This is a genomic window from Streptomyces sp. NPDC055749, from assembly GCF_053617235.1.
On record NZ_JBSHFH010000057.1, the window covers coordinates 1 to 25,854 of the forward strand.

Sequence of the window (25,854 nt, forward strand, 5' to 3'; positions counted from 1 at the left end):
GGGCTGGGTGCGTGCAGCTGCAAGGCGGAGGATTGAGGCAACGCGGAGCGTTGTTGATTGACGACAACGCCGCAGATGCGCGTGCCCAGCCCCGCGACGCCGCCCCCCATTTGCCGGTCGGTCTTAAGGGGCTGTCAGCCCTGGGTGCGCCTGCGGGCCACCACGGTGGCCGCGGCGCCCGCCGCCAGCAGCAGCGCCGCGCCGCCCGCGATGTACGGCGTCGTGGAACTGCCGCCGGTGGCCGCGAGGTTCGGCTTCTCGGCGGCCGGGGCGGGGTCGGAGCCGGTCTGCGGCTTCACTTCGCCGCCGGAGCCGCCCGAGTCGCCGCCGGTGGCTCCGTCGGTCGATCCGCCCGTGGAGCCGCCGGTGGATCCGCCGGTGGATCCGCCGTTGCCGGAGGTGCCGCCGTCCGTGCCGCCCGGCTTCTCGGGGGCCTTCGGCGTCTCGCAGGTCGCCTCGGCCAGCGTCACCTCGCCGTACACCTCGGCGACGTTGAGGTCGAGCGGGTTCACCGACACCTTGAGCTGCAACGCGACGGCTGCGGCGGTACGCGAGGTGGTGGAGGTCTTCGACAGGTCGAGGGTCACCTCGCCGACCTTCGGCACCGCCACCCGCGTGGTTCCGCCGGCCGTGAGCGTGACCTTCTTGCCGAGAACCGAGACGTGGCCGAGCACGTTCGACTCGGCGACCGGCTGCTCCCCGACCTCGCAGACGGCGCTGGAAGTGACCTTCTCGACCTCGATCAGCGAGAGGAGCGGCAGCCCGGGCACATGGACCGTGGCCTTCGCGAGGTTGGAACGACCCTCGGCCTTGTGCTCGTCGACCGTCGCCTCCGCCGTGGCCACGTCGGCCTTCAGGAGACTGAACGGGTTTCCGCCGTCCACACCGTCCAGCTGGACGCTGAGCGCGGTCTTCTCGGCGCTCGCGGGAGCCTGCACCTCGTTGAGCGTGGCCTTCAGCGGAACGTTGATCGTCTTGTTGACGAGTGAGACATCGAGTGCGGTACGGAGCACGACCGCGCTCGCCTTTCCGTCGCCGGAGACCGTGGTCGTCGTGGCGGCCTGCGCGGGAACGGCGACAAGCAGTGCGACGGGAGCGGCGGCGATCGCCAGGGCGGCGAGGCGGAAGGTGTTGCTGTTCAAGATGGTGGAACCCCCACAAGAGACATGGAGCCACCGGCGCCGCCCAATGGGGGACATCGCGGGCGCCGGTGGCCTCGACTCCGTGAATCTTTACGCACAGAGAGTGAACTGGTGGATACCTGACGTGAGTTCACCCCAAAGGGGGGTTTCCGTGTGCGTATTCGAATATTCCGGCACGCGCGTTCCCCGGAGTCACCCCTTTCACGGAGCGCGGGTGGCGCGGCGGTTGACGAAGCGGGGTGCGCGCAGAAGTGTTCCAACGAGACGCACCGGCACCGGTCACTGGCTGTCAACACGGCGCCGCACCCGGCCCGGTGGCCTGATCAGCCGATCACGCGCCCGTTCAGCACGATCCTGCGGGGCGCCGCCAGCACCCGTACATCCGCGCGCGGGTCCTCGTCGTAGATCACCAGGTCCGCGGGGGCGCCCTCCTCCAGGACCGGGCGGCCGAGCCACTGCCGTGCGCCCCAGGCCGTCGCCGACAGCGCTTCGAGGGGCGGGATGCCCGCCTTGACGAGTTCGGCGACCTCGGCCGCCACCAGGCCGTGGGCCAGTGAGCCGCCCGCGTCCGTGCCGACGAAGACCGGGATGCCCGCGTCGTACGCGGCGCGCACCGTGTCGTAGCGGCGCTCGTACAGCCGGCGCATATGGGCCGACCACTGAGGGAACTTCGCCTCGCCGCCCGCCGCCAGGTCCGGGAACGTGGCGATGTTGACCAGGGTCGGGACGATCGCCACGCCGCGCTCGGCGAAGAGCGGGATGGTGTCCTCGGTCAGCCCCGTGGCGTGCTCGATGCAGTCGATCCCGGCCTCCACGAGGTCGCGCAGCGCCGCCTCGGCGAAACAGTGGGCCGTGACCCGGGCCCCCAGCCGGTGCGCCTCGGCGATCGCCGCCTCGACCTCTCCGCGCGGCCAGCACGCGGTCAGGTCCCCGGCGTCCCGGTCGATCCAGTCGCCGACCAGCTTCACCCAGCCGTCGCCGCGCCGGGCCTCCTGCGCGACGTAGGCGACCAGGTCGCCGGGCTCGATCTCATGGGCGTAGTTACGGATGTACCTGCGGGTCCTGGCGATGTGACGGCCGGCCCTGATGATCTTCGGCAGATCCTCGCGGTCGTCGATCCAGCGGGTGTCGGACGGCGATCCGGCGTCCCGGATGAGCAGCGTGCCGGCCTCCCTGTCGGCGAGTGCCTGCTTCTCGCTGGTCGCCTCGTCGACGGGGCCGTGGTGGTCGAGGCCGACATGGCAGTGCGCGTCGACCAGTCCGGGCAGCGCCCAGCCGGTGACGGTCACCGCGTCGTCGGCGCCGGGTGGCCGCTCGTACGAGATCCGCCCGCCGACCGCCCACAGTTCGTCCCGGACGTCGTCCGGGCCGACGAGCACCCGCCCCTTCACCCGCAGCACCTGCGGCTCTTCGTGATCGCTCATATGCCGCACTGTACGAGGCCCTCGGTAGGCTCGGCCAAGCACTGTTCGCGCGCGGTCGGCCGACCGCGCACCGAACCACTGACCGACCCGAAGAGAGCACCACCGTGACGCACCCCTTCCTCGACCTCGCCCCGCTCACCGCCGCGCATTTCGCGGCCGTCGAGCGGCGGGTGGCCGGTCTCCTCGCGACCCGGCAGGACGTCGTGATCATGCAGGGCGAGGCGCTGCTGCCTCTCGAAGGCTGCATCCGGGGCGGCGCCCGGCCCGGTTCGACCGCGCTGAACATCGTTACGGGGCCCTACGGGCAGACCTTCGGGAACTGGCTGCGGGACTGCGGGGCCGCGGTCGTCGACCTGACGGTGCCCTTCCACACGGCGGTCACCGCCGAGCAGGTCGCGCAGGCGCTGGCCGAGCACCCGGAGATCGACTTCGTGTCGCTGGTCCACGCCGAGGCCGCGACCGGCAACACCAACCCGGTCGCCGGGATCGGTGAGGTGGTCCGGGCGCACGGCGCGCTGTTCATGCTGGACGCCGTCGCCTCGGTGGGCGCCGAGCCGCTGCTGCCCGACGCCTGGGGCGTCGACCTGTGCGTGATCGGCGCGCAGAAGGCGATGGGCGGGCCCGCCGGGGTGTCCGCGGTGTCGGTGAGCGAACGCGCCTGGGAGCGCATCGCCGCCAATCCGCAGGCTCCGCGCCGGTCCTACCTCTCGCTCCTGGACTGGAAGGAGCGCTGGATCAACGGTGGCCGCACCACGCTGCTGCACGCGCCCGCGCAGCTGGAGATGCTGGCGCTCGAAGCCTGTGTGGAGCGGATCGAGAACGAGGGCCTGGACGCGCTGATCTCCCGCCACGCCTCGGCGGCGGCGGCGACCCGTGCGGGCGCCCTGGCGCTCGGCGGGGGCCTGGAGCCGTATGTCGTGGACGCGCGCGAGGCGGCGCCGGTCGCCACGACGCTGCGCGCCCCTGCGGGAGTCGACGCCGCCTCGCTCGTCGCGCGGGCGCTCGCGGCCGATCCCTCGCTGCCGCTGATCGCGGGTGGCGGGGCGCTGTCCAAGGAGATGATCCGGGTCAATCACTACGGTGTGGACGCGACGCGGGGCGTGGTGCTGTCCTCGCTCGCGGCTCTGGGGTCGGCGCTCGCCGGCACGGGCCGGCAGGTCGATTTCGAGGCTGCCCGCAAGGCCGTGTCGGAAACCTGGCCCAACGAATAAATTCCAGGAATTCATGAATGCGGGGAGCCGCTTTATCGAGAACAGCTCCCCGCATTCTTCTGCCCGCTTTCCCCGACCCTAAACGTTAGAGCTTCAACAAGCTCGATCTTCGTAATTCGGACAGGTCTCCCTAGAGTTACAACCCTGTGACCGACTCCACACGGCAGGCGTTATGCCGGATAAATTCCGGTCAAATGGTGACAAGACGCCACCGATTCGCGCGAAGGCACGCGCCCGCGTGATAACACAACGAGTCCGTTCACCCAACCCCTTCCCGCGATGCAATTTCGATTTTTGCTGGGTAAATTCAATTCGCATGACCGCAGCACCAGCAGATTTTGCAAGTGCCCGAAGCGAATTCCTTAGAATCGACACCCCGCGAGTGGAGGACGGAGCCGCGATCTGGCGCATTGCCCGCGACTCCGAGGTCCTGGACCTCAACTCCTCGTACAGCTACCTGCTGTGGTGCCGTGACTTCGCGGCGACCTCCGTGGTCGCCCGCGACGAGAACGGCGACGCCATCGCCTTCGTGACGGGATACATCCGCCCGGACCGTCCACAGACACTCGTCGTCTGGCAGGTGGCCGTCGACCACGGGCACCGCGGGAAGGGGCTGGCAGCCACCCTGCTGGACGCGCTGACCGCACGGGTCGCCGCCGACCAGGGCCTGGCATCGGTCGAGACGACCGTCACCCCGGACAACACCGCGTCCGACCGGCTGTTCACCTCCTATGCCCAGCGCCACGACGTGGCCCTGGAGCAAGAGGTGCTCTTCGACGGGGGTCTGTTCCCCGAGGGAACACACCTGCCGGAAGTGCTGTACCGCATCGGCCCGTTCCACGCCTGAGCGCGCCGCCGGTCATCCCCGCAGCACCCCGGGCACCGTGCCGAGCGCAGCCCGTCAGTCCACCCCCCTCTCACGCAGGAGATCCGCTGTGACCATCACCCCGCCCGCACTGAGCGTCTTCGAGACTCTGGAATCGGAAGTACGCAGCTACTGCCGCAGCTGGCCCGCGGTCTTCGACCGCGCGCAGGGCGCCCGGCTGACGGACGAGGACGGCCACTCCTACCTCGACTTCTTCGCCGGTGCCGGTTCACTCAACTACGGCCACAACAACCCGGTGCTGAAACGCGCGCTGATCGACTACATCGAGCGCGACGGCATCACCCACGGCCTGGACATGGCGACCACCGCCAAGCGCGCCTTCCTGGAGACCTTCCAGAACGTGATCCTGCGCCCGCGCGACCTCCCGTACAAGGTGATGTTCCCCGGCCCGACCGGCACCAACGCCGTCGAGTCGGCGCTGAAGCTGGCCCGTAAGGTCAAGGGCCGCGAGTCGGTCGTGTCCTTCACCAACGCCTTCCACGGCATGTCGCTCGGCTCGCTCGCCGTCACCGGCAACGCGTTCAAGCGGGCCGGCGCCGGTATCCCGCTGGTGCACGGCACGCCGATGCCGTTCGACAACTACTTCGACGGCCAGGTGCCGGACTTCCTCTGGTTCGAGCGGCTCCTGGAGGACCAGGGCTCCGGGCTCAACAAGCCCGCCGCCGTGATCGTGGAGACCGTCCAGGGCGAGGGCGGCATCAACGTCGCCCGCGCCGAGTGGCTGCGCGCGCTCCAGGAGCTGTGCCACCGCCAGGACATGCTGCTCATCGTCGACGACATCCAGATGGGCTGCGGCAGGACCGGCGGCTTCTTCTCCTTCGAGGAGGCCGGCATCACGCCGGACATCGTGACGCTGTCGAAGTCCATCAGCGGCTACGGCATGCCCATGTCCCTCTGCCTGTTCAAGCCGGAGCTGGACATCTGGGAGCCGGGCGAGCACAACGGCACCTTCCGCGGCAACAACCCGGCCTTCGTGACCGCCGCAGCCGCGCTCGACGCCTACTGGGCGGACGGCCAGATGGAGAAGCAGACCCTGGCCCGCGGCGAGCAGGTCGAGCAGGCACTGCTGGCGATCTGTGACGAGAACCCCGCCGCCGGCGGGCAGTTCCGTGGCCGCGGCCTCGTCTGGGGCCTGGAGTTCACCGACCCCTCGCGCGCCACGAAGGTCTGCGCCCGCGCCTTCGAACTGGGGCTGCTCCTGGAGACCTCGGGTCCGCAGAGCGAGGTCGTGAAGCTGCTTCCGCCGCTGACCGTCACCCCCGACGAGCTGGACGAGGGCCTGCGCACGCTGGCCCGCTCCGTCCGTGAGACCGCCTGACCCGGACAGACCCCGGGCCGGGCCCGAAGAAGCACCACCGCAGAGAGAAAGGCACCAACCCACCGTGATCGTCCGATCGTTCAGTGACATCGAGAACACCGACCGGCATGTGAAGGCCGCCTCCGGCACCTGGGAGAGCAAGCGCATCGTGCTCGCCAAGGAGAAGGTGGGCTTCTCGCTCCACGAAACCGTGCTCTACGCGGGCACGGAGACGTCGATGTGGTACGCGAACCACATCGAGGCCGTGCTGTGCACCGAGGGCGAGGCCGAGCTCACCAACGACGAGACCGGCGAGACGCACTGGATCTCCCCCGGCACGATGTACCTGCTCGACGGCCACGAGCACCACACGCTGCGGCCCAAGACCGACTTCCGCTGCGTGTGCGTCTTCAACCCTCCCGTCACCGGACGGGAGGACCACGACGAGAACGGTGTCTACCCGCTGCTGACCGAGGAGGGCTGAACCATGACCACTGAAGTTCGCGCAGACCTGTACCCATCGCGCGGCGCCGCCGAGATGACCACTCCCCGCCAGGACCCGGTCATCTGGTCCGCGCCCGGCGCACCCGGGCCGGTCACCGTGAAGGGCCTGCAGGGTTTCGAGCGGGACGGTTTCCTCACCGTCGACCAGCTGATCACTCCGGACGAGGTCGCCACGTACCACGCCGAACTGGAGCGGCTGATCGCCGATCCCGCGGTGCGGGCCGACGAGCGCTCCATCATCGAGCCGAAGTCCCAGAAGGTACGTTCCGTCTTCGAGGTCCACCGGCTCAGCGAGGTCTTCGCCCGGCTGGTCGCCGACGAGCGGGTGGTGGGCAGGGCCCGCCAGATCCTCGGCTCGGACGTGTACGTCCACCAGTCCAGGATCAACGTGAAGCCGGGCTTCGGGGCTTCGGGCTTCTACTGGCACTCGGACTTCGAGACCTGGCACGCCGAGGACGGCCTGCCGAACATGCGGGCCGTGTCCGTCTCGATCGCGCTGACCGAGAACCACGACACCAACGGCGGGCTGATGATCATGCCCGGTTCGCACAAGTCGTTCCTCGGCTGTGCGGGCGAGACACCGCGGGACAACTACAAGAAGTCCCTGCAGATGCAGGACGCCGGCACCCCGTCGGACGAGGCGCTGACGAGGATGGCCGACCGGCACGGCATCAAGCTCTTCACGGGCGCGGCCGGTTCGGCGACCTGGTTCGACTGCAACTGCATGCACGGCTCGGGCGACAACATCACCCCGTACCCGCGCAGCAACGTCTTCATCGTCTTCAACAGTGTGGACAACGCGGCGCAGGAGCCCTTCTCGGCCCCGATCCACCGCCCTGAGTTCATCGGCGCGCGGGACTTCACTCCGGTGAAGTGACGCACCGGCACGGTTTCGGCGGAGGACTTCGCCCTCCTGCGAAACCGACTGGACCCGGGGGCCCCGACGGGCGACAGTGGCGCCCATGACTTCCCATGTACGCCACATCACCATCGACTGCGCCGACGCCTACAAGCTGGCGACGTTCTGGGCCGAGGTGCTGGGTGCCCCCGTGTCCGACGAGGACGAGCCCGGCGATCCCGAGGCGCTCGTCGAAGCCCCGGGCGCCGCCCTGCTGTTCGTCTCCGTGCCCGAGGCGAAGAGCATCAAGAACCGTGTCCACCTAGACATCCAGCCCGACGACCGCACCCGGGACGAGGAGGTCGAGCGGCTGCTGGCGCTCGGCGCCACACTGGTCGGCGATCACCGCAAGCCGAACGGGCGGGGCTGGGCGACCCTGGCCGACCCGGAGGGCAACGAGTTCTGTGTCGAGGCCAGTGCCGCCGAGCGCGCGCGGCTGACCGGGGCCCGGCTGCCGGTCACCGCGGACGACGTGACCTCGGCGGTGCGTCTCGCGGTGGCGGCGCTCCAGGAGTCCCCGGCGGACGACTGGCACATTCCGGCGGGGACGCTCACCTGGGACTGCTGGGAGACCGTGGAGCATCTGAGCGACGACCTCTTCGCGTACGCCGTCCAGCTCGGTCCGCGCAAGCCCCCGCTGGAGAACGAGGTTCCCTACCGTTGGGCCCCGGAGCGCGAGGGCGGCCCGTGGAACGCGGTCTTCGCGGATCCGGAGGCGGGAACCGCCGGGCTTCTCCAGACGCTGGAGGCGAGCGGCGCGCTGCTGTCGGCGATGGTGCGGACGGCTTCGCCCGCTCTGCGCTCCTACCACTCGTACGGCGTCTCCGACCCGGAGGGCTTCGCCGCGATGGGCATCGTGGAGACCCTCGTGCACACCCACGACATCGCCGAGGGTCTCGGCATCTCCTGGACCCCGCCCGCCGGCCTCTGCGACCGGGTCCTGGCCCGGCTCTTCCCCGACGCCCCGGCCGACGAGGACCGGTGGACCGTCCTGCTCTGGTCCACCGGCCGCGCCGAGCTGGCGGGCCGCGACCGTGTCACCTCGTGGAAGTGGCACGGCGCCCCGCTCGACGGGAAGTCCTAGCCGCTACCGGTGGGAGAACCAGCGGGCGGCCGGGAGCAGTTTCCCGTTGTAGTCGAACACCGCCTGGTTCTCCCACGCGTTGCCGGATGACGGGTCGGCCGGGTCCCAGCCGCTGCCGGTGGCGGCGGTCCAGGACGGCTCCCAGTAGACGGCGCCCAGGCCGCGGCCGTTCGGTACGGCCTCGACGACGTTCATGACGTCGCGCAGGTTGGCGGCCTGGCCGGCCGGGGTCGCCGGGTAGCCGGTGACGAGCTGGTCGGCCGTGGCGACGTTGTTCTCCAGGCCGTCGTCGTCGGCGAGGGTGTGGGCGTAGGCCGTCTCGGCGACCAGGACGGGCTTCCCGTACCGTGCGGCCGCGTCGTCCAGGTTGGTCTGGAGGTCGGACAGGGGGCCGTGCCAGTACCCGTAGTACGAGAGCGCGATGACGTCGAACGGCACCTTGTGCGCGACCGCGTTGTCGAACCACCAGCGGGTGCCCGCGTTGTCGCCGCCCTTGGCGAGGTGGAGGGCCACCTTCGTACCCGGGGAGACGGCCTTGGCGGCGTTGGCACCGGAGGTGAGCAGGCCGGCGAGCTGGGACCAGTTGTCGGTGGAGCCCTCGGGCCAGAGCATCCCGGCGTTGGTCTCGTTGCCGATCTGCACCATGTCGGCGGTGGTGCCCTGGGCCTTGAGGGCGTTCAGCACGTCGTACGTGTGGGTGTAGACGTCCGTGCGGAGTTGGGCGTAGCCGTGTCCGGCCCAGGCGGCGGGCTTGACCTGCTTGCCCGGGTCGGCCCAGGCGTCGGAGTAGTGGAAGTCGACGAGCACCTTCATGCCGAGCGCCTTGGCGCGCTCGGCCATGGCCAGGACGCGGGCCTTGTCGTTGTAGCCGTCGGCGGGATTCACCCACACCTTGAGGCGTACGTAGTTCATCCCGGAGTTCTTGAGAATGCTCATGGCGTCGCCGGTCGCACCGGCGGCGTCGCGGTACGTCGCGCCGTGCGCCTCGTTCTTCGGGAGGGTCGAGAGATCTCCGCCCCTGACGGCGAGTCCGGTCGTCCCCGCGGTGAAGGTGATGTCGTCGAAGTTGGCCCACTCCCCCGCGTGCGCGTCGGAGTTGAGGCTGATGGTGCAGGCGCCTCCGGTCACCTTGACGGAGGTGACGAGGCGTATCCAGGCGCCGTTGGCGGTCGGCGGCAGGTCGGTGCGCTGCTCGGCGCTGCCACAGTTGCGCAGGGCGATGTACGCCGAGTTCTGCCCGCCGCCGGAACGGACCCAGGCGCTCAGGGTGTACGTGCCGTCGGTGAGACCGGTGAGGTACTGGTAGGTCTCCACCTTGTAGGCCGATGATGCCCAGTGGCTGAGCCTGGTGCTGCCGCCGTGCCCGCCCGCCTCGGTGAAGGAGGCGGCGTTCTGACCGCCCGCGGAGTAGGTGGACCAGCCGGTGCTCCCGGATTCGAAGCCGGGGTTGGCGGGGGTGGTGGCCGCGTGTGCGGTCTGGGCGGGGAGAGCGGCGAACAGCAGCCCTCCGAGGGCCGCCGCCGCGGCGGCCCTCAGCTTTCCTTGCGACGTTCCGTACATCGTCGATGTCCCTTCGACCATTGTGCGGTGCGGGTAATGTTCTGTCGGCCTCAGACGTCGAGCCGTACGACGCGGACCGCGCCCGCCGGGACGGCGAGGTGGTCCTTGGCGGGCTCGCCGGTGAGGAGTTCGGTGCCGGGGGTGTCCAGCGGCACTTCGGTGTCGCCCTCGGTGTGGTTGATCGCGAAGAGGTACGTGCCGCTCTCGCCGGTGCGGCGTACGACCTCGACGTCGTACGGGAGCGAGGTGCGCGGGGCGATCCCCGCGTCCTCGCAGGCCCGGTCCAGGACGGCGTCCAGGCCGGGGCCCGAAAGCCGGGTGGAGATGTACCAGGCGGTGCCATCGCCCAGGCGGTGGCGGGTGACGGCGGGGCGGCCGGCGGGGATGCCGTCGGCGTACGACCAGACGGTCTCGGCGCCGCGCGGGATCACCACGTCCGACCAGAGGTCACCGGTCAGATCGGGTCCCTCGGGTGCGCCCTCGGGGGTGATCAGGCGCACCGTGCCGCCCTCGCCGAGCGGCGCGAACTCCTCGATGTGGAGGCCCAGTACGTCCCGCAGGACACCGGGGTACGGCCCCGGGTGCACGGCGTCATCGGTGTCGACGATGCCCGAGAAGTACGAGACGACGAGGGTGCCGCCGCCCTCGACGTAACGGCGCAGATTGCGGCCGGTGTCCTCGGTGGCGAGGTAGAGCGCCGGGACGACGACCAGCGGGTAGGCGGAGAGGTCGGCCTCGGGGTGGGCGAAGTCGACGGTCAGGTGGCGGTCGTAGAGCGAGGCGTAGAACGTGTCGGCGCGCTCGCGGGCGTCGTGCTCCTCGCTGGGGCGCCACTCCAGGGACTGCGCCCACCAGGACTGCCAGTCCCAGACCATCGCGGCGTCGGCGACGGTACGGGTGCCCCGGATGCCCTCCAGCAGGCCGAGGTCCGCGCCGAGCGCGCTCACCTCGCGCCACACCCGGGAGTCGGTCCCGGCGTGCGGAACCATCGCCGAGTGGAACTTCTCCGCGCCGCGGCGGGACTGGCGCCACTGGAAGAACATCGCGCCCTCCGAGCCGCGTGCGACGTGCGCGAGGCTGTTGCGGGCCATCTCGCCGGGGCGCTTGGCGGGGTTGCGGGGCTGCCAGTTGACGCCGCTCGTGGAATGTTCCAGCAGCAGCCAGGGGGCGCCGCCCGCCACCGAGCGGGTGAGGTCGGCGGCCATGGCGAGGTTCACATGGGTGCGGCGGCCGTCGGTGATCAGGTAGTGGTCGTTGCTGACGAGGTCGACCTCGCGGCCCCAGGCCCAGTAGTCGACGGAGTCGCACTGGCTGAGCGCCGTCATGAAGTTGGTGGTGACGGGGGCGCCGGGGGCCAGCCGGTGGAGGATGTCGCGCTCGGCGCGGAAGTTCTCCCGCATGGTGGCGTCGGCGAAGCGGGCGTAGTCCAGCTGCTGGGCCGGGTTGCCGACCGTCGGGGTGGTGCGGGGCGGGTCGATCTCGTCGAGGCTGCGGTAGCGCTGCCCCCAGAAGGCGGTGCCCCATGCCTCGTTGACGGCGTCGACGGAGCCGTGCCGCTCGGTGAGCCAGCGGCGGAAGTGGACGGCGCAGTTGTCGCAGTAGCAGGCGCCGACCGGGACGCCGTACTCGTTGTGGACGTGCCACATCGCGAGGGCCGGGTGGTTCGCGTACCGGCGGGCGAGCCGCTCGGTGATGTCCGCCGCCGCCGCCCGGTAGTCGGGGGAGCTGTGGCAGATGGCGCCGCGTGACCCGAAGGCGTACCGCACACCGTCGCGGCTGACGGGCAGCGCGTCGGGGTGGGCGCGGTAGAACCAGGCGGGCGGGGCGACGGTGGGGGTTCCGAGGTCGGCGCGGACGCCGTTGACGTGCAGGAGGTCCAGGAGCCGGTCGAGCCAGCCGAAGTCGTGGACGCCGGGCTCGGGTTCCAGGAGTGCCCAGGAGAAGATCCCGACGCTGACCATGGTCACGCCGGCCTCCCGCATCAGCCGTACGTCCTCGTGCCAGACCTCCTCCGGCCACTGCTCGGGGTTGTAGTCACCGCCGAAGGCCAGCTTGTGCAGGCCGAGCGGGGCGCTCGCGCTGGCGGGGTGCGGCATGGGTGTCTCCTGGGCTCTTGGTACGACTTCTGGTGGGCTCTTGGTACAACTTCTGGGAACGTGCACACGCCCTCTCGGTGGCGCAGAGCCAACATAACCGCACAGCAACAACCATTGACAAGTGTCGGTTTCGTTTCTCTACTGTGAACGCTCACAGCGCACGTCGTCGCTGCAGCCCGCTTTCTCGCCAGGGGAGAAATCCATGAAGTACCGCATCGCCGCGGCGTCCACGGCCACCGTGCTCGCCGCCACCGCTCTGCTCTCGGGCTGCGGCTCGTCGGACAAGGACGGCGGCACCCCGGCCGCCTCCGGCCCGGCCGAGCTCACCTACTGGGCGTGGGCGCCCGGCCTGGACAAGGTCGCGGACATCTGGAACGCGGGCGAGGGCAAGAAGACCGGCATCACGGTCACGGTGAAGAAGCAGGCTTCGGGCGACGACCTGGTCACCAAGATCATCACGGCGGCCAAGGCGCACAAGGCCCCCGACCTGGTCCAGGCCGAGTACCAGGCGCTCCCCACCCTGGTCTCCAACGATGTGCTGGCCGACATATCCAAGGAGGCCGGTGACGCCGAGGGCGAGTTCGCCGAGGGCGTCTGGCAGCAGGTGACGCTGGGCTCGGACGCCCTGTACGCGCTGCCGCAGGACTCGGGCCCGCTGATGTTCTACTACCGCCAGGACCTGTTCAAGCAGTACGGCCTGTCGGTGCCGACGACCTGGGACGAGTTCGCCGAGACGGCCCGCGCGCTGAAGAAGAAGGCGCCGGACAAGGACCTCACCACGTTCTCGTCCAACGACTCCGGCCTCTTCGCCGGTCTCGCCCAGCAGGCCGGCGCCCAGTGGTGGACCACCGGCGACGACAAGTGGAAGGTCGCGATCGACGACCCGGCCACGCGGAAGGTCGCCGACTTCTGGGGCGGGCTGGTCGAGGAGGGCGCCATCGACAACCAGCCGATGTACACCCCGGCCTGGAACAAGGCGCTCAACACCGGCAAGCAGGTCGCCTGGGTCAGCGCGGTCTGGGCGCCCGGCACCCTGACCACGGCGGCCCCCGACACCAAGGGCAAGTGGGCCATGGCCCCCCTCCCCCAGTGGACGGCCGGGCAGAACGCCACGGGCAGCTGGGGCGGCTCCTCCACCGCCGTCACCAACGACTCCAAGCACAAGGCGGCCGCCGCGACCTTCGCGAAGTGGCTGAACACGGATGAGACGGCCCTCGCCGCCCTGGTGAAGGAGAGCGGCATCTACCCGGCGGCCACGGCCGCGCAGACCGGCGGCACGCTCTCCCAGGCGCCGGGCTTCTTCCCCAACCAGCCGGACTTCTACGCCGCGGCCGCCGAGATCGCCAAGGGCACGGCCCCGGCCGCCTGGGGCCCGAACGTGAACGTCGCGTACACCGCCTTCAAGGACAACTTCGCACAGGCCGCCAAGAACAGGTCCGGCTTCGGAGCGGCCCTGACCGCCATGCAGGACGCGACCGTCGCCGACCTCAAGAAGCAGGGCTTCGGAGTCTCCGAGTGACACGCGCACGCCGCAGGACGCCGTACGGGGTCAAGAGCGCCCCGTACGCGTTCCTGATCCCCGCCACCCTGCTCTTCCTGCTCTTCTTCGCCCTGCCCATCGGCTACGCGCTCTACCTCAGCTTCCGCAGGACCGAGGTCTCGGGCCTCGGTCTGGGCAAGGGCGCACGCACCGAGATCTGGGCCGGTCTCGCCAACTACACCGACGCGCTCACCGACTCCGAGCTGCTGCACGGAGCGCTGCGCATCCTCGGGTACGGCGTGATCGTCGTCCCCGTGATGCTCGGCCTCGCCCTGCTGTTCGCGCTGCTCCTGGACACCGAGCGGATCCGTCTCCGGGGCTTCTCCAGGCTGGCGATCTTCCTCCCGTACGCGATTCCGGGCGTCGTCGCCGCGCTGATGTGGGGCTTCCTGTATCTGCCGGACGTCAGCCCGTTCTACTACCTGCTGGACAAGGCGGGGCTGCCGCAGCCCGATCTGCTCGACGGCGGGCCGCTGTATCTCGCCCTGGCCAATATCGCGGTGTGGGGCGGCACCGGCTTCAACATGATCGTGATCTACACCTCGCTGCGGGCGATCCCGGTGGAGGTGTTCGAGGCGGCGCGTCTCGACGGCTGCTCGCAGCTGCAGATCGCGCTCCGCATCAAGATCCCGATGGTGGCGCCCTCGCTGGTGCTGACGTTCTTCTTCTCGATCATCGCCACGCTCCAGGTGTTCAGCGAGCCGACGACCCTGAAGCCGCTGACGAACTCGCTCTCCACCACGTGGAGTCCGCTGATGAAGGTCTACCAGGACGCGTTCGTCAACAACGACATCTACGCGGCCGCGGCGCAGGCGGTCATCATCGCCGTGGCCACCCTGGCCCTTTCCTTCGGCTTCCTCCGCGCAGCCAACTCCCGTACGAAGCAGGGAGATTCCCGATGAGTACGCAGCCCCTCGCCACCGGCCCCCGCCGGTTCCCGCTCGTCCCGACGGCCGCGCTGCTGTTCGGCGCCCTGTATTGCCTGCTGCCCGTGGCCTGGGTGCTGGTCGCGTCGACCAAGTCCGGCAGCGAGCTCTTCTCCACCTTCACCTTCCTGCCGGGCACCGGCCTCGCCGACAACGTCGCCGATCTGTCGGCGTACCGGGACGGGGTGTACTGGAATTGGATGGCCAACTCGGCCTTCTACTCCGGGGTGGGCGCCCTGCTGTCCACGGCGGTGTCCGCGGTCTCGGGGTACGCGCTGGCCGTGTACCGCTTCCGGGGGCGCGAGAGCATCTTCAACATCCTCATGGCCGGGGTGCTGATGCCTCCGGTGATCCTCGCCGTACCGCAGTACCTGCTGCTGGCCGAGGCCGACCTGACCGACTCGTACCTCTCGGTGCTGCTGCCGGTGATCCTCTCCCCGTACGGCGTCTATCTCGCCCGGATCTACGCGAGCGCCGCGGTGCCCGCCGATGTGATCGAGGCCGGGCGGATGGACGGCGGCGGCGAGTGGCGGATCTTCCGGACGATCGCGCTGCCGATGATGCTGCCGGGGCTCGTGACGGTCTTCCTGTTCCAGTTCGTGGCGGTCTGGAACAACTTCCTGCTGCCCTACATCATGCTCGGCGACGACGAGAAGTTCCCGGTGACGCTCGGTCTCTTCACCCTTCTCCAGCAGGGCGCGAGCACCCCGGCGCTCTACACGCTGGTGATCACCGGGGCGGTACTGGCGATCATTCCGCTGATCGCCCTGTTCCTGGTCATCCAGCGGTTCTGGAGCCTCGACCTGCTCTCCGGCGCCGTAAAGTCCTGACAGCTCCTCAACAGGGCTTCATTTGACGAAAGATCATGCACCATGAGCCGCACAGAACAGAACGGCACGGGACGCCGCCGCCCGCCGACGATCCACGATGTCGCACGGGAGGCCGGGGTCTCCCGTGGCACGGTCTCCCGGGTGCTCAACGGCGGTCACAACGTCAGCCCCGCCGCCCTGGACGCGGTCAACTCCGCGATCCGTAAGACCGGGTACACCGTCAACCGGCATGCCCGCTCGCTGATCACCGGCCGGTCCGACTCTGTGGCGTTCCTGCTGACCGAGCCCCAGGAGCGGTTCTTCGAGGACCCGAATTTCAACGTACTGCTGCGCGGCTGCACCACCGCGCTGGCCGCGCACGACATTCCGCTGCTGCTGATGATCGCGGGCACGGAGGCGGAGCGCCGCAGGAACATGCGGTACATCGCCGGTCATGTGGACGGTGTCCTGCTGGTCTCCAGCCACTCCGGGGACCCGGTCTCCGCCCAGTTGCACGAGGCGGGAGTACCCCTGGTGGCCTGCGGGAAGCCGCTCGGGCACGGCTCGAAGGTGAGCTATGTGGCGGCGGCCGACCGCGACGGCGCCCGCGACATGGTGCGGTTCCTGTACGAGTCGGGGCGCCGCCGCATCGGTACGGTGAGCGGCCCCCTGGACACCCCGGGCGGGGTGGAACGGCTCGCGGGCTACCGCGAGATGATCGCCGACTGCGGACTGCCGGCCGACGACTCGCTGATCGTCCCGGGCGACTACAGCCGGGCGGGCGGCCAGGCCGCCGCCTCGCTGCTCCTGGAGCGGGCCCCCGATGTGGACGCGGTGTTCGTGGCGTCCGACCTGATGGCACAGGGGGTGCTCGCCGCACTGGAGAAGGCGGGGCGGCGGGTGCCGGAGGATGTGGCCGTGGGCGGCTTCGACGACTCCCCCGCGGCACTCGCGTCCCGCCCGGCGCTGACGACGATCCGTCAGCCGTGGGACCGGATCAGCGCCGAGATGGTACGGGTGCTGCTGGCCCAGATCGGCGGTGAGGACCCGGCGGCGGTGATACTCCCCACGGAGCTGGTGCGCCGGGATTCGGCGTAGCGCCCGCCCCCGCGTCCTAGGCGTCGAGCGCCGCGTAGTCCGTGTATCCCTTCGCGTCCCCGCCGAAGAAGGTCGAGGCGTCGGGGGTATTGAAGGGGCCGCCGGCCTTCAGCCGGGCCGGCAGGTCCGGGTTGGCGAGGAACAGGGCGCCGTAGGAGATGACGTCCGCGATCCCGTCGTCGATCACCGTGTGGTCGTCGGGGCCGGTCGGCCCCTCGGTCAGCGCGTTGAGGACGAAGGTGCCGGTGAACTGCTTGCGCAGCGCGAGGGTCAGCTCGCGGATGTCCACGCCTTCCAGCACGTGCAGGTAGGCGAGGCCGAGCGGCTCGATCTCGCGGACCAGCGCGGTGTAGACGGCGTCCGGCGCGGGCTCCTCGATGCCGTTGTACGGGTTGGAGGGCGAGATCCGCAGCGCGGTCCGCTCCGCGCCGATCTCGGCGACGACGGCCTTGACGACCTCGACGGCGAAGCGGATACGGGCCTCATCGGAGCCGCCCCACTCGTCCTCGCGCAGGTTCGTGCCGGGCGCGAGGAACTGGTGGATCAGATAGCCGTTGGCACCGTGCAGCTCGACGCCGTCGAAACCTGCCTCGACGGCGTTACGGGCCGCGGCGGCGAAGTCCGCGATGGTCTCCCGGATCTCCGCATCGGTCAGCTCGCGGGGCTCCACGAAGTCCTTGGGGCCCACGTGCGTGTATACCTGGCCGACAGCGGCGACCGGGGACGGGCCCACCGGCACCAGCCCGTCGGGGAGCAGCACCGGGTGGCCGATCCGGCCCGAATGCATGAGCTGGGCGAAGATCCGGCCGCCGGCCGCGTGGACGGATTCGGTGACCTTGCGCCAGGAGGCGACCTGCTCGGCGTTGTGCAGCCCGGGCGTGAAGGGGTAGCCCTGGCCCACGGGCGAGGGCTGGATGCCCTCGGTGATGATCAGCCCGGCCGAGGCCCGCTGCGTGTAGTACTCGACGGTGAGATCGGTTGCCGTGCCGCCCTCACCGGCCCGGCTGCGGGTCATCGGAGCCATGGCGATGCGGTTGGCGAGCTGCGTACCGGCAAGGTCGATGGGGTCGAACACGGTGGTCATGAAAGCTCCCGGAAATATGTGGCCGACCAATATTGGGTCGGCCAAGTAATCGCGCCGTTCGCCACTGTAGCGCAATACTTGGCCGACCAAGGTAAAGTTTCCGGTAAGCGGCCCGGAACGACACGATCCGGCCCTGCACCACCCCGCGCAGCACCCCGAGCGCCACCCCGAGGAGTCCCGATGAAGGCCGATTCCGCAGCCGCCACCGATCCGGCCTGTACCGACGGCCCGCTGCCCGATCCCGCCTGTACGGAGGGCCTGCTGCCCGAAGCAGCCCGTCGTGGGCCGGTCAGTCATGCCCTCTCGCGGGTCGCGCGGCTGCACCGGATCGCGGCGGGCAAGCTGCTCAAGGGGGCCGGCCTCTATCCCGGTCAGGAGCATCTGATGATGCACCTGTGGGACTCCGGGGCCGTGCGCCAGTCGGCCCTGATCAAGGCCGTGGACCTCGACCCGTCCACGGTCACGAAGATGCTCCAGCGCCTCGAACAGACGGGGCACGTCCGCCGCAGCCCCGACCCGGACGACCGCCGGGCCGTCCTGGTCGAGGCCACGGACGACAGCTGCGCGCTGCTCTCCGACGTACGGGCCGCGTGGGGGACGCTGGAGGAGCACACCCTCGTGGGTCTTGACCCCGCCGAGCGCACGGAGTTCGCCAGGCTGCTGGCCAAGGTCGAGGAGAACCTCTGCCAGGAGACGGCGGACTGCCCCGAGCGGACCTGAGGCTAGCGGACCTGAGCCTCTGGAGCGTCAGCCGCTCAGCACGTCCAGCGCCCGGTCCACATCCGCCTCGGTGTTGTAGAGGTGGAAGGCCGCCCGCAGATTCCCGGCCCGGTTGGAGACCATCACCCCGGCCCGCGCAAGCTCCGGCTCACGGTCGCCGAGTCCTGGCACGGCGACGATCGCCGACCCGCTCGGGACGACGTCGTGCCCCAGCCCCGCCAGGCCCGACCGGAACCGGTCCGCGATCGCGGTGACGTGGGCGTGGATTGCGTCGACGCCGACCTCCCTCAGCAGGGCGAGAGAGCGCTCGGCCCCGTGGTACGACAGGAACGCGGGCGGTGCGTCGAAGCGCCGGGCGTCGGGCGCGAGCCGGGTGACCGCCCCGTACGTACTGCCCCAGGGGTCCTCCGCTGCGGCCATTCCGGCGAAGAGGGGCGGCAGGGTCTCCTGGGCCTCCTCGGTGACGGTGAGGAACGACGTACCCCGCGGGCAGAGCAGGAACTTGAAGGCTCCGGTGACGGTGTAGTCGTAGGTCCCGGCGTCCAGCGGAAGCCAGCCCGCGGACTGCGAGGCATCGAGCAGGGTACGGGCGCCGTGGGCGCCTGCCGCCGCCCGCACCGCGTCCAGATCGGCGATCCTGCCGTCGGCGGACTGCACCGAGGAGAAGGCGACGAGCGCGGTGCCGGGCCGCACCGCGTCGGCCAGCCCCTCCAGCGGAACGTAGCGCACCTCGAGATCACCGCGGAGCGCGAACGGGCTGACGACCGAGCTGAACTCGCCCTCGGGGAAGAGGATTTCGGCCCCTGCGGGCAGCGAGGCCGCGATCAGCCCGACATGCACGGCGACCGAGCCGCCGACGGCGACCCGGTCGGAGCCGACACCGGCCAGCCGCGCGAACCCGGCCCTGGCCGCGTCCACGAGGTCGGCGTCACCCGAGCCGGTCCTGCGGCCCGAGGCACTGCCCTCGGCGAGCGCCGTCACCGCCGCGACGGTGCGGCGGGGCAGCAGCCCACAGGTGGAGGTGTTCAGGTACGTGGTCTCCGGCGCGAACTCGGCGTGCACGGCGCGTGACAGCGAAGAGATCTCCATACGCCCACCCTGGAGCCCCCTCAACTCATAGTCAATTACCCAAAGTCGAGGGGTGCCCCTAAGCAACGCTTATCAGCGCAGGTCGGGTGCGGTCAGGTGGCACTGCCGGCCGCCGGAACCTCGCACGCCCCCTCGGGGCCGCAGGCCGCCGCGTCGTCTCCGAGCGCGGTGAGCGCGGTGACGGGGCGGTCCTTCCACGCCTGCTCCAGCGCCTGGAGGAACACCTCGGACGGCTGGCCGCCGGAGATTCCGTACCGGCGGTCGAGCACGAAGAACGGCACACCGTTGGCACCCAGCTCGGACGCCTCGCGCTCATCGGCCCGGACCTCGTCCGCGTACGCGCGAGGGTCGGCGAGCACCGCGCGGACCTCGTCCTCGCCGAGCCCCGCCTCGACGGCGAGGTCCACCAGCACGTCCGAGTCGAAGACCGAGCGCTCCTCGGCGAAGTTCGCGCGGTAAGCGAGGTTCAGCAGCTCGTCCTGCCGTCCGCGCGCCTTGGCCAGGTGGAGCAGCCGGTGGATGTCGAAGGTGCTGCCGTGGTCGCGCCCCTCGGTGCGGTAGCCGAGCCCCTCCGACTGCGCGTTGGCCGCGACATTGGCCTCCATGGCCTTGGCCTCTTCCCGCGTACGCCCGTACTTCTGGGCCAGCATGTCGATCACCTGCGCGGTGTCGCCCTTGGCCCGTCCCGGGTCGAGCTCGAAGGAACGGTGCACCACCTCGACCTCGTCGCGGTGCGCGAAGCCGGCCAGGCCCTTCTCGAAGCGGGCCTTTCCGATGTAGCACCACGGGCAGGCGATGTCGCTCCAGATCTCGACGCGCATGTCTCTTCTTCTCTCCAGGATCTCGGGCACTTCGGAGGGACCCTCCGCTACCCCCGTTCAACATTCAACGGCTCGGGCTGATTCCCCACGTCGAAGCGGAGCACCAGATGGCTGCCCGCACGTGGCCCGTCCGGGTCGGGGGCCCAGCCGTGGCGCGCGTAGAAGGCCTGCGCGCGGGTGTTGTGGACGAAGACCTCCAGCCGGGCGGCCCGCACTCCGGCACTCCGCCAGGCGTCGGTGCACGCGGCGTGGAGGGCGGTGCCTATGCCCGTACGCCACTGGGAGGGCGAGACGTGGAGCTGGGTGAGGTCCATGACTCCGTCGCGTACGGCGAAGGCAGCGATGCCGACGACAACGCCGTCCCGCTCGGCGCAGAGGACGGTGACATCGGACCGCTCGACGGCCCGGGCCCAGCCTTCCCGACTGCGGGCGACCTCGGCCACCCCCTCGTACTCCTCGGCGGGAAGGTGGTCGCGGTAGTAGGTGGCGCGGGCTTCGGTGTGCAGCCGGACGATGGCGTCGAGGTCGGCCGGCGTAGCGGTTCTGATCATGGTGGGAGGGACGCGTGGTTCCGGTCGGCGGTTGCCGCGGCCGGGCGCTGGACCTGGTGATCCGCCGCCGGGTCCGTTCATCCGGTGGTGGATCCGATGCTGCGCGGCGCGGCGGCCCCGGCTCCGCCGGCCGGGCCCCCGGGCTGGTGGCTGCGGGTCAGGCCGACGCCGATGAGCACCACGGCCAGGCCCGCGATGACGCGGGCGCTCAGCCGCTCGTCGAGGACGACGGCCCCCAGGACCACCGAGACGACGGGCAGCAGATAGCCGACGGTGGCAGCGGCGGTGGGGCCCTCGTCGGCGATGAGCCGGGAGTTCAGGTGGAAGGTGACGCCCGTGCCGAGGATGCCCAGCACGACGACGGCGATCACCGCCGTGAGCGTGGCATCCGTCGGGGCCGGGGGGCCTGCGGGGAGAGCGAGCGTGGTCAGGCCCGTCGCTGCGATGAGCTGGGCCGCCGAGAGGGCGAGCGGCCCGGTCCCCCGGCCGATGAGATGGCGGGCCATGTAGGCGAAGGCGACGGCGTAACTCATGGCGGCGGCCAGCAGGAGCAGCGCGCCCCAGCTGGTCAGACCGCTCTGCTGCCAGGGGGCGAAGATGAGCAGCACCCCGGCGAAGCCGAGGAGGAGGCCGGTCAGGCGGACCGGGTGCCAGCCGCGTTCCGTACCGAGTACGAGACCGATGCCCATGGACCACAGGGGTGTTGTCGCGTTGAGGACGCCGGCCACGCCGGAGTCGACGGTCTGCTCGCCGACGCTGAAGAGGAAGAACGGCAGGGCGTTGCAGAGGAACGCCGCCACGACGAGGTGCCCCCATGTCCTGCGGTCGCGCGGGAAACGCTGACCGGCCGAGCAGGCGAGCACGAGCAGGACGGCCGCGCCGAGCGCGCAGCGGATGACGGTGATGTGGAGCGGGGGCAGACCGCCGTTCAGGGCGATCTTGATCCAGAGAAAGCCTGAGCCCCACAGCAGGGCCAGGACAGCCATGCGGATGAGGGCTCCTCGTTGGCCACTGAGCACTGTGCGCCTCCCGACGGGGTCCGGATCTGTACAGTGCCCCGGCGCCGGTCGTAAGACAAGCGAAAAAGTTTGCATGCAGCATTAAGCTGGGCTACATGCTTGATATGCGGCGCATGCAGATTCTGCGAGCGGTGATCACCAGCGGGTCGGTCACCGCCGCGGCCCGGAACCTCGGCTACACCCCCTCGGCGGTCAGCCAGCAGATGGCGACCCTGGAGAAGGAGGCCGGGATCACCCTCCTCGAACGGACGGGACGGGGCGTACGGCCGACGGATGCCGGCCGGCTGCTCAACGAGTACGCGACCGTCATCGGCCATCACGTCGCCGAGGCGGAGACCGCGCTGGCCGATCTGCGGGCCGGGCGCACGGGCCGTGTCGTGGTCCGCTACTTCGCCACGGCGGGGGCCACCCTGGTGGCACCGGCGCTGGCACGGCTGCGCCGCGAGCAGCCCGGCGTACAGGTCGACCTGAAGATGAGCGACCCCGAGGACCCGCTGCCGGAGGTGAAGGAGGGCCGCGCCGACATCGCCCTGGTGGTCCGGCCGCGGAACCAGCTGTCCGTCGACGGGATCCGGTTCGTCCCCCTGCTCGACGACAGGTATCTCGCCGTACTGCCCGAGGACCACCGGCTCGCCGCGAAGCCGGAGATCGAGCTGACCGAGCTCGCCGACGAGGCGTGGATCAGCAGCGACCGTCCGGGCCCCTGCCTTGACCCGGTGCTCGATGCCTGCGCATCGGCCGGCTTCAGCCCGGGTTTCGTGGTGGAGAGCGAGGACCACGCCACGGCGCAGGCGTTCGTGGCCGCCGGGCTCGGCATCGCCCTGATCCCGGAACTGGGCCTCGGCAACCGCCACCCCGCCGTGGCCGTGCGCACGGTCCGGGCCCCGGAGCCGGTCAGGTCGATCTATGCGGCGGTACGGGAGTCGGCCCCGGCCGGACAGCCGGCACTGCGCGGAATGCTCGACGCGCTGCGGACCGCGGCGGCCGGTGCGACCGACCGCCGGCGCGGTGACGTGCCGTTCAGGCGTAGCTGAGGATCATGGCCGCGGCGGTGAGCAGCGTCCCGTACTGGAGGAACGATGTCCGACTCATGGAGCCGTTCCACCCTCCGGCCGGGGCCGGAGGGTGGGGGCAGCTACTCGCGGTGTCCGTCCACGCGGCGGGGCAGGCCCAGCGGGTTGGCCTCGCGGAGTTCCGGGGGGAGCAGGGCGTCGGGCGTCGTCTGGTACGTGACCGGGCGCACCCAGCGTTCGATCGCCGTCGCGCCGACCGAGGTGGAGGTCGAGGTGGTCGCCGGGTACGGGCCGCCGTGGTGCTGGGCGGGGGCGACGGCGACGCCGGTCGACCAGCCGTTGACCAGGACGCGTCCGGCCAGCGGGGTGAGCGCGGCGAGCAGCCGTGCGGCGCTCTCGTCGGTCTCCTCGGTGGCCGTCTGGAGCGTGGCGGTGAGGTTGCCCGGGAGGCGGGAGAGGACCGCGGTGATCTCGTCCTCGTTCTCGTAGCGGGCGACGACGGTGACCGGGCCGAAGCACTCCTCCAGCAGCGCGTCGTGCGGGCCGTCGGCGGCCAGTCGCTGCGCCGGTACGGTCAGGAAGCCCGCGGAGACGGTGTGTTCGCTGCCGGCGCCGGGGGTGACGGGGGCCGTCACGTCCGGGAGTCCGGCCCGTTCACGTACGCCCTCGACGAAAGCGTCGCGCATACGGTGGTCGAGCATGACCGCGGACCCGCTGTCGCTGACCACGTCGGTCAGGGACTTCAGCAGTTGGTCGCCCGTCCCGCCTGCCGGGACGAGGACGAAGCCGGGCTTCGTGCAGAACTGTCCCGCGCCCAGGGTCATCGACCCCGCGAGCCCCGCCCCGATCTGCTCGCCGCGCTCGGCGGCTGCGGCTTCGGTGACGACCACGGGGTTGAGGGAGCCGAGCTCGCCGTGGAACGGGATCGGGGTGGGCCGGGCCGCCGCCGCGTCGAACAGGGCGCGTCCGCCGCGGATCGAGCCGGTGAAGCCGGCCGCGGCGACGAGCGGGTGCTTGATCAGCTCGACGCCCGCGTCGAAGCCGTGCACCAGGGTCACCACGTCCTCGGGCAGACCGTGCTGCGCCGCGGCCCTGCGCAGTACGGAGGCGCAGAGTTCGGAGGTGGCGGGGTGGTCCGGGTGCGCCTTGACGACGACGGGGCAGCCCGCGGCGAGGGCGCTGGCGGTGTCGCCGCCGGGGACGGAGAAGGCGAGCGGGAAGTTGCTGGCCGCGTAGACGGCGACGACACCGAGCGGGATCTTGTAGCGGCGCAGGTCGGGCCAGGGCGGGGTCCGGGTCGCGTCCTCGTGGTCGATGTGGATGTCGAGGAAGGCGCCTTCCTCGACGACCTCGGCGAACGCCCTCAACTGGGCTGCCGTGCGGGCGAGTTCACCCGTGAGCCGGGTCGGGCCGAGCGCCGTCTCGGCGTCGGCGGCCTCGATGACGTGCTCCCCCACATCGGCGAGCAGGTCGGCGGCGGTACGCAGGAACGCGGCGCGCACCGTGCGGTCGGCGAGCGAGCCGCGTACGGCGTGGGCGGCCCGGACCGCTCGGTCGACCTCCTCCGCTGTAGCCTCCACCGCAACCTGCTCACGCGGGTTCCCGGTTCGGGGGTCGACGCTCCAGACTGGTGCTGCTGCCACCGTGTTTCCTTCCCGCTCCTCTGCCGCACAACCACGAGTTGTTCGGTATTCTGAACAGCGTTCCTGGTCGTGAACTTATGGGGACTCTATTTCCGGGCGATCAGTGTTGGCAAGAAGTCGCGGGTCCAAGAACACGGGTCCAAGAAGTCGCAGGGTTTTGGTGTGAAGGCTGGAAGGGGCGTAGGGCATGTCGGTTGCCGAGTCTGGTGGGGCGCAGGTCAAGTCCGCGGTACGGACGGTTGAGCTGCTCGAATACTTCGCGGGGCGCCCCGGTATGCACTCGCTGGCCTCCGTGCAGGAGGCCGTCGGCTACCCCAAGTCCAGCCTCTACATGCTGCTGCGGACGCTCGTAGAGCTCGGCTGGGTGGAGACGGACGCCACGGGCACGCGGTACGGGATCGGCGTACGGGCCCTGCTCGTCGGCACCTCGTACATCGACGGGGACGAGGTCGTCGCCGCGGCCCGCCCCACCCTGGACCGGCTCTCCGACGACACCACGGAGACCATCCACCTCGCCCGCCTCGACGGGACGAACGTCGTCTATCTCGCCACCCGGCAGTCCCAGCACTATCTGCGCCCCTTCACCCGCGTCGGCCGCAGGCTGCCCGCGCACTCCACCTCGCTCGGCAAGGCGCTGCTGGCCACCCACAGCGACGAGCAGGTCCGCAAGATGCTCCCCGAGACGCTGCCCGCGCTGACCGAACACACCCTCACCGACCGCGAGAAGCTCATCGAGGAGCTGCACGTCATCCGGGAGCAGGGTTACGCGGTGGACCGCGAGGAGAACACCCTCGGGCTTCGCTGCTTCGGCGTCGCGATCCCCTACCGGACCCCCGCCCGTGACGCGATCAGCTGCTCGGTCCCGGTGGCCCGGCTCACCCCCGCGCACGAGCAGATGGTCAAGGACGCCCTGTTCGACGCCCGCGACCGGCTGACCCTCGCGACGCGGAGGCTCTGACCCATGGACGTGACACTGCGCGAGGTGCGGGACGGGGACCTGCCCCTCTTCTTCTCGTACATGAGTGACCCCGAGGCGACCCGGGTCGCGGCCTTCACCAGCGAGGACCCCACCGACCGGGCCGCGTTCGACGCCCACTGGGCCCGGATCCGCGCGGCCGAGCACATACTGATGCGGACCGTGCTCGCCGACGGCGTGGTGGTGGGCAACACCGGGGTGTACGGGCCGCCGGACGACCGCCAGGTCACGTACTGGATCGACCGGGCGCACTGGGGGCGCGGTCTCGCGACCGCCGCGCTGCGCTCGCTGCTCGACCTCGTGCCCGAACGTCCGCTGCACGCACGGGCCGCCGCCGACAACGTCGGCTCGGCCCGGGTCCTGCAGAAGTGCGGGTTCGTCGTGACGGGCCGGGACCGGGGCTTCGCCCAGGCACGCGGCGAGGAAATCGCCGAGCTGCTGCTGACCCTGGACACCTGAGCGG

At 70.6% G+C, this 25,854-nt stretch carries 24 protein-coding genes; 14 read left to right on the top strand and 10 right to left on the bottom strand.

The window, feature by feature from the left end; genetic code table 11:
- Positions 1-134: 134 nt before the first annotated feature.
- Both ACWGO0_RS30945 and ACWGO0_RS30950 read right to left on the bottom strand, forming a co-directional pair.
- Positions 135-1,142: an SCO1860 family LAETG-anchored protein gene (locus tag ACWGO0_RS30945; RefSeq protein ID WP_453542431.1), complete on the bottom strand. Its 1,008-nt coding sequence runs from the start codon at positions 1,140-1,142 to the stop codon at positions 135-137.
- 323 nt (positions 1,143-1,465) lie between these two features.
- Positions 1,466-2,566, bottom strand: a complete 1,101-nt coding sequence (locus tag ACWGO0_RS30950) for an amidohydrolase family protein (RefSeq protein WP_453542434.1) — start codon at positions 2,564-2,566, stop codon at positions 1,466-1,468.
- A 104-nt stretch (positions 2,567-2,670) separates the two neighbouring features.
- Here ACWGO0_RS30950 and ACWGO0_RS30955 point away from each other — a divergent pair, with 104 nt between their 5' ends.
- From ACWGO0_RS30955 to ACWGO0_RS30980, 6 genes are all read left to right on the top strand, one after another.
- Positions 2,671-3,777 carry a pyridoxal-phosphate-dependent aminotransferase family protein gene (locus ACWGO0_RS30955; protein ID WP_453542437.1) on the top strand — a complete coding sequence of 369 codons (1,107 nt, stop codon included), beginning with the start codon at positions 2,671-2,673 and terminating at the stop codon, positions 3,775-3,777.
- A gap of 382 nt (positions 3,778-4,159) precedes the next feature.
- Complete coding sequence (gene ectA, locus ACWGO0_RS30960; protein ID WP_453542440.1) at positions 4,160-4,624, top strand: diaminobutyrate acetyltransferase; 465 nt, start codon at positions 4,160-4,162, stop codon at positions 4,622-4,624.
- 88 nt (positions 4,625-4,712) lie between these two features.
- Positions 4,713-5,981, top strand: coding sequence for a diaminobutyrate--2-oxoglutarate transaminase (gene ectB / locus ACWGO0_RS30965; RefSeq protein WP_453542442.1), 1,269 nt, complete (start codon positions 4,713-4,715; stop codon positions 5,979-5,981).
- A 64-nt stretch (positions 5,982-6,045) separates the two neighbouring features.
- The gene (locus ACWGO0_RS30970; RefSeq protein ID WP_124267637.1) at positions 6,046-6,444 is read left to right on the top strand and encodes an ectoine synthase; all 399 of its coding nucleotides are present in this window, start codon (positions 6,046-6,048) and stop codon (positions 6,442-6,444) included.
- 3 nt (positions 6,445-6,447) lie between these two features.
- Complete coding sequence (thpD, locus tag ACWGO0_RS30975) at positions 6,448-7,341, top strand: ectoine hydroxylase (protein ID WP_453542445.1); 894 nt, start codon at positions 6,448-6,450, stop codon at positions 7,339-7,341.
- Between the two features lie 85 nt (positions 7,342-7,426).
- Positions 7,427-8,446 carry a VOC family protein gene (locus ACWGO0_RS30980; protein ID WP_453542448.1) on the top strand — a complete coding sequence of 340 codons (1,020 nt, stop codon included), beginning with the start codon at positions 7,427-7,429 and terminating at the stop codon, positions 8,444-8,446.
- A gap of 3 nt (positions 8,447-8,449) precedes the next feature.
- Here the strand turns inward: ACWGO0_RS30980 and ACWGO0_RS30985 are convergent, their stop codons facing one another.
- Positions 8,450-10,006, bottom strand: coding sequence for a glycoside hydrolase family 53 protein (locus tag ACWGO0_RS30985; protein ID WP_453542451.1), 1,557 nt, complete (start codon positions 10,004-10,006; stop codon positions 8,450-8,452).
- Between the two features lie 50 nt (positions 10,007-10,056).
- On the bottom strand, positions 10,057-12,102 hold the full coding sequence (locus tag ACWGO0_RS30990) for a beta-galactosidase (RefSeq protein WP_453542454.1): 2,046 nt from the start codon (positions 12,100-12,102) through the stop codon (positions 10,057-10,059).
- Positions 12,103-12,304: 202 nt separating this feature from the next.
- Here ACWGO0_RS30990 and ACWGO0_RS30995 point away from each other — a divergent pair, with 202 nt between their 5' ends.
- The 4 genes from ACWGO0_RS30995 to ACWGO0_RS31010 are packed head-to-tail and all read left to right on the top strand — an operon-like array spanning position 12,305 to position 16,475.
- A complete protein-coding gene (locus tag ACWGO0_RS30995) occupies positions 12,305-13,621 on the top strand; it encodes an ABC transporter substrate-binding protein (RefSeq protein WP_453542457.1) in 1,317 nt (438 codons plus the stop codon).
- Entirely contained in the window at positions 13,618-14,544 is a 927-nt protein-coding gene (locus ACWGO0_RS31000; RefSeq protein ID WP_453542460.1) for a carbohydrate ABC transporter permease, read from the top strand. Before ACWGO0_RS30995 ends, ACWGO0_RS31000 begins: the two co-directional genes overlap by 4 nt.
- Positions 14,541-15,398: a carbohydrate ABC transporter permease gene (locus ACWGO0_RS31005; RefSeq protein ID WP_453542463.1), complete on the top strand. Its 858-nt coding sequence runs from the start codon at positions 14,541-14,543 to the stop codon at positions 15,396-15,398. Before ACWGO0_RS31000 ends, ACWGO0_RS31005 begins: the two co-directional genes overlap by 4 nt.
- 42 nt (positions 15,399-15,440) lie before the next feature.
- Positions 15,441-16,475: a LacI family DNA-binding transcriptional regulator gene (locus ACWGO0_RS31010; RefSeq protein ID WP_453542465.1), complete on the top strand. Its 1,035-nt coding sequence runs from the start codon at positions 15,441-15,443 to the stop codon at positions 16,473-16,475.
- A 16-nt stretch (positions 16,476-16,491) separates the two neighbouring features.
- On the opposite strand, the gene ACWGO0_RS31015 is transcribed toward ACWGO0_RS31010, so the two are convergent.
- Positions 16,492-17,559 carry an alkene reductase gene (locus ACWGO0_RS31015; RefSeq protein ID WP_453542468.1) on the bottom strand — a complete coding sequence of 356 codons (1,068 nt, stop codon included), beginning with the start codon at positions 17,557-17,559 and terminating at the stop codon, positions 16,492-16,494.
- A 180-nt stretch (positions 17,560-17,739) separates the two neighbouring features.
- Here ACWGO0_RS31015 and ACWGO0_RS31020 point away from each other — a divergent pair, with 180 nt between their 5' ends.
- Entirely contained in the window at positions 17,740-18,279 is a 540-nt protein-coding gene (locus ACWGO0_RS31020; RefSeq protein WP_453542471.1) for a MarR family winged helix-turn-helix transcriptional regulator, read from the top strand.
- A gap of 27 nt (positions 18,280-18,306) precedes the next feature.
- Here ACWGO0_RS31020 and ACWGO0_RS31025 read toward each other — a convergent pair whose 3' ends face one another.
- The 4 genes from ACWGO0_RS31025 to ACWGO0_RS31040 form a co-directional block, all read right to left on the bottom strand.
- Positions 18,307-19,368: an aminotransferase class V-fold PLP-dependent enzyme gene (locus ACWGO0_RS31025; RefSeq protein WP_453542474.1), complete on the bottom strand. Its 1,062-nt coding sequence runs from the start codon at positions 19,366-19,368 to the stop codon at positions 18,307-18,309.
- Positions 19,369-19,460: 92 nt separating this feature from the next.
- Positions 19,461-20,189, bottom strand: coding sequence for a DsbA family oxidoreductase (locus ACWGO0_RS31030; protein WP_453542476.1), 729 nt, complete (start codon positions 20,187-20,189; stop codon positions 19,461-19,463).
- Positions 20,190-20,236: 47 nt separating this feature from the next.
- Entirely contained in the window at positions 20,237-20,740 is a 504-nt protein-coding gene (locus ACWGO0_RS31035; protein ID WP_453542479.1) for an N-acetyltransferase family protein, read from the bottom strand.
- 77 nt (positions 20,741-20,817) lie between these two features.
- Entirely contained in the window at positions 20,818-21,726 is a 909-nt protein-coding gene (locus ACWGO0_RS31040) for a DMT family transporter (RefSeq protein ID WP_453542482.1), read from the bottom strand.
- 128 nt (positions 21,727-21,854) lie between these two features.
- Here ACWGO0_RS31040 and ACWGO0_RS31045 point away from each other — a divergent pair, with 128 nt between their 5' ends.
- Complete coding sequence (locus ACWGO0_RS31045) at positions 21,855-22,793, top strand: LysR family transcriptional regulator (RefSeq protein ID WP_453542485.1); 939 nt, start codon at positions 21,855-21,857, stop codon at positions 22,791-22,793.
- A 101-nt stretch (positions 22,794-22,894) separates the two neighbouring features.
- Here the strand turns inward: ACWGO0_RS31045 and ACWGO0_RS31050 are convergent, their stop codons facing one another.
- Positions 22,895-24,415 (bottom strand): aldehyde dehydrogenase (NADP(+)), encoded by a 1,521-nt coding sequence (locus ACWGO0_RS31050; RefSeq protein WP_453542488.1) that lies wholly within the window; start codon positions 24,413-24,415, stop codon positions 22,895-22,897.
- Positions 24,416-24,602: 187 nt separating this feature from the next.
- Here ACWGO0_RS31050 and ACWGO0_RS31055 point away from each other — a divergent pair, with 187 nt between their 5' ends.
- Positions 24,603-25,373 carry an IclR family transcriptional regulator gene (locus tag ACWGO0_RS31055; RefSeq protein WP_453542491.1) on the top strand — a complete coding sequence of 257 codons (771 nt, stop codon included), beginning with the start codon at positions 24,603-24,605 and terminating at the stop codon, positions 25,371-25,373.
- A 3-nt stretch (positions 25,374-25,376) separates the two neighbouring features.
- Positions 25,377-25,850 carry a GNAT family N-acetyltransferase gene (locus ACWGO0_RS31060; protein ID WP_453542494.1) on the top strand — a complete coding sequence of 158 codons (474 nt, stop codon included), beginning with the start codon at positions 25,377-25,379 and terminating at the stop codon, positions 25,848-25,850.
- Positions 25,851-25,854 lie beyond the last annotated feature (4 nt).

Coding starts and splice junctions, on each gene's coding strand:
- ACWGO0_RS30950 (WP_453542434.1), bottom strand. CDS start 2,566: ATGAGCGATCACGAAGAGCCGCAGGTGCTGCGGGTGAAGGGGCGGGTG.
- thpD (WP_453542445.1), top strand. CDS start 6,448: ATGACCACTGAAGTTCGCGCAGACCTGTACCCATCGCGCGGCGCCGCC.
- ACWGO0_RS30980 (WP_453542448.1), top strand. CDS start 7,427: ATGACTTCCCATGTACGCCACATCACCATCGACTGCGCCGACGCCTAC.
- ACWGO0_RS30985 (WP_453542451.1), bottom strand. CDS start 10,006: ATGTACGGAACGTCGCAAGGAAAGCTGAGGGCCGCCGCGGCGGCGGCC.
- ACWGO0_RS30990 (WP_453542454.1), bottom strand. CDS start 12,102: ATGCCGCACCCCGCCAGCGCGAGCGCCCCGCTCGGCCTGCACAAGCTG.
- ACWGO0_RS30995 (WP_453542457.1), top strand. CDS start 12,305: ATGAAGTACCGCATCGCCGCGGCGTCCACGGCCACCGTGCTCGCCGCC.
- ACWGO0_RS31005 (WP_453542463.1), top strand. CDS start 14,541: ATGAGTACGCAGCCCCTCGCCACCGGCCCCCGCCGGTTCCCGCTCGTC.
- ACWGO0_RS31010 (WP_453542465.1), top strand. CDS start 15,441: ATGAGCCGCACAGAACAGAACGGCACGGGACGCCGCCGCCCGCCGACG.
- ACWGO0_RS31015 (WP_453542468.1), bottom strand. CDS start 17,559: ATGACCACCGTGTTCGACCCCATCGACCTTGCCGGTACGCAGCTCGCC.
- ACWGO0_RS31020 (WP_453542471.1), top strand. CDS start 17,740: ATGAAGGCCGATTCCGCAGCCGCCACCGATCCGGCCTGTACCGACGGC.
- ACWGO0_RS31025 (WP_453542474.1), bottom strand. CDS start 19,368: ATGGAGATCTCTTCGCTGTCACGCGCCGTGCACGCCGAGTTCGCGCCG.
- ACWGO0_RS31030 (WP_453542476.1), bottom strand. CDS start 20,189: ATGCGCGTCGAGATCTGGAGCGACATCGCCTGCCCGTGGTGCTACATC.
- ACWGO0_RS31035 (WP_453542479.1), bottom strand. CDS start 20,740: ATGATCAGAACCGCTACGCCGGCCGACCTCGACGCCATCGTCCGGCTG.
- ACWGO0_RS31040 (WP_453542482.1), bottom strand. CDS start 21,726: ATGGCTGTCCTGGCCCTGCTGTGGGGCTCAGGCTTTCTCTGGATCAAG.
- ACWGO0_RS31045 (WP_453542485.1), top strand. CDS start 21,855: ATGCTTGATATGCGGCGCATGCAGATTCTGCGAGCGGTGATCACCAGC.
- ACWGO0_RS31055 (WP_453542491.1), top strand. CDS start 24,603: ATGTCGGTTGCCGAGTCTGGTGGGGCGCAGGTCAAGTCCGCGGTACGG.
- ACWGO0_RS31060 (WP_453542494.1), top strand. CDS start 25,377: ATGGACGTGACACTGCGCGAGGTGCGGGACGGGGACCTGCCCCTCTTC.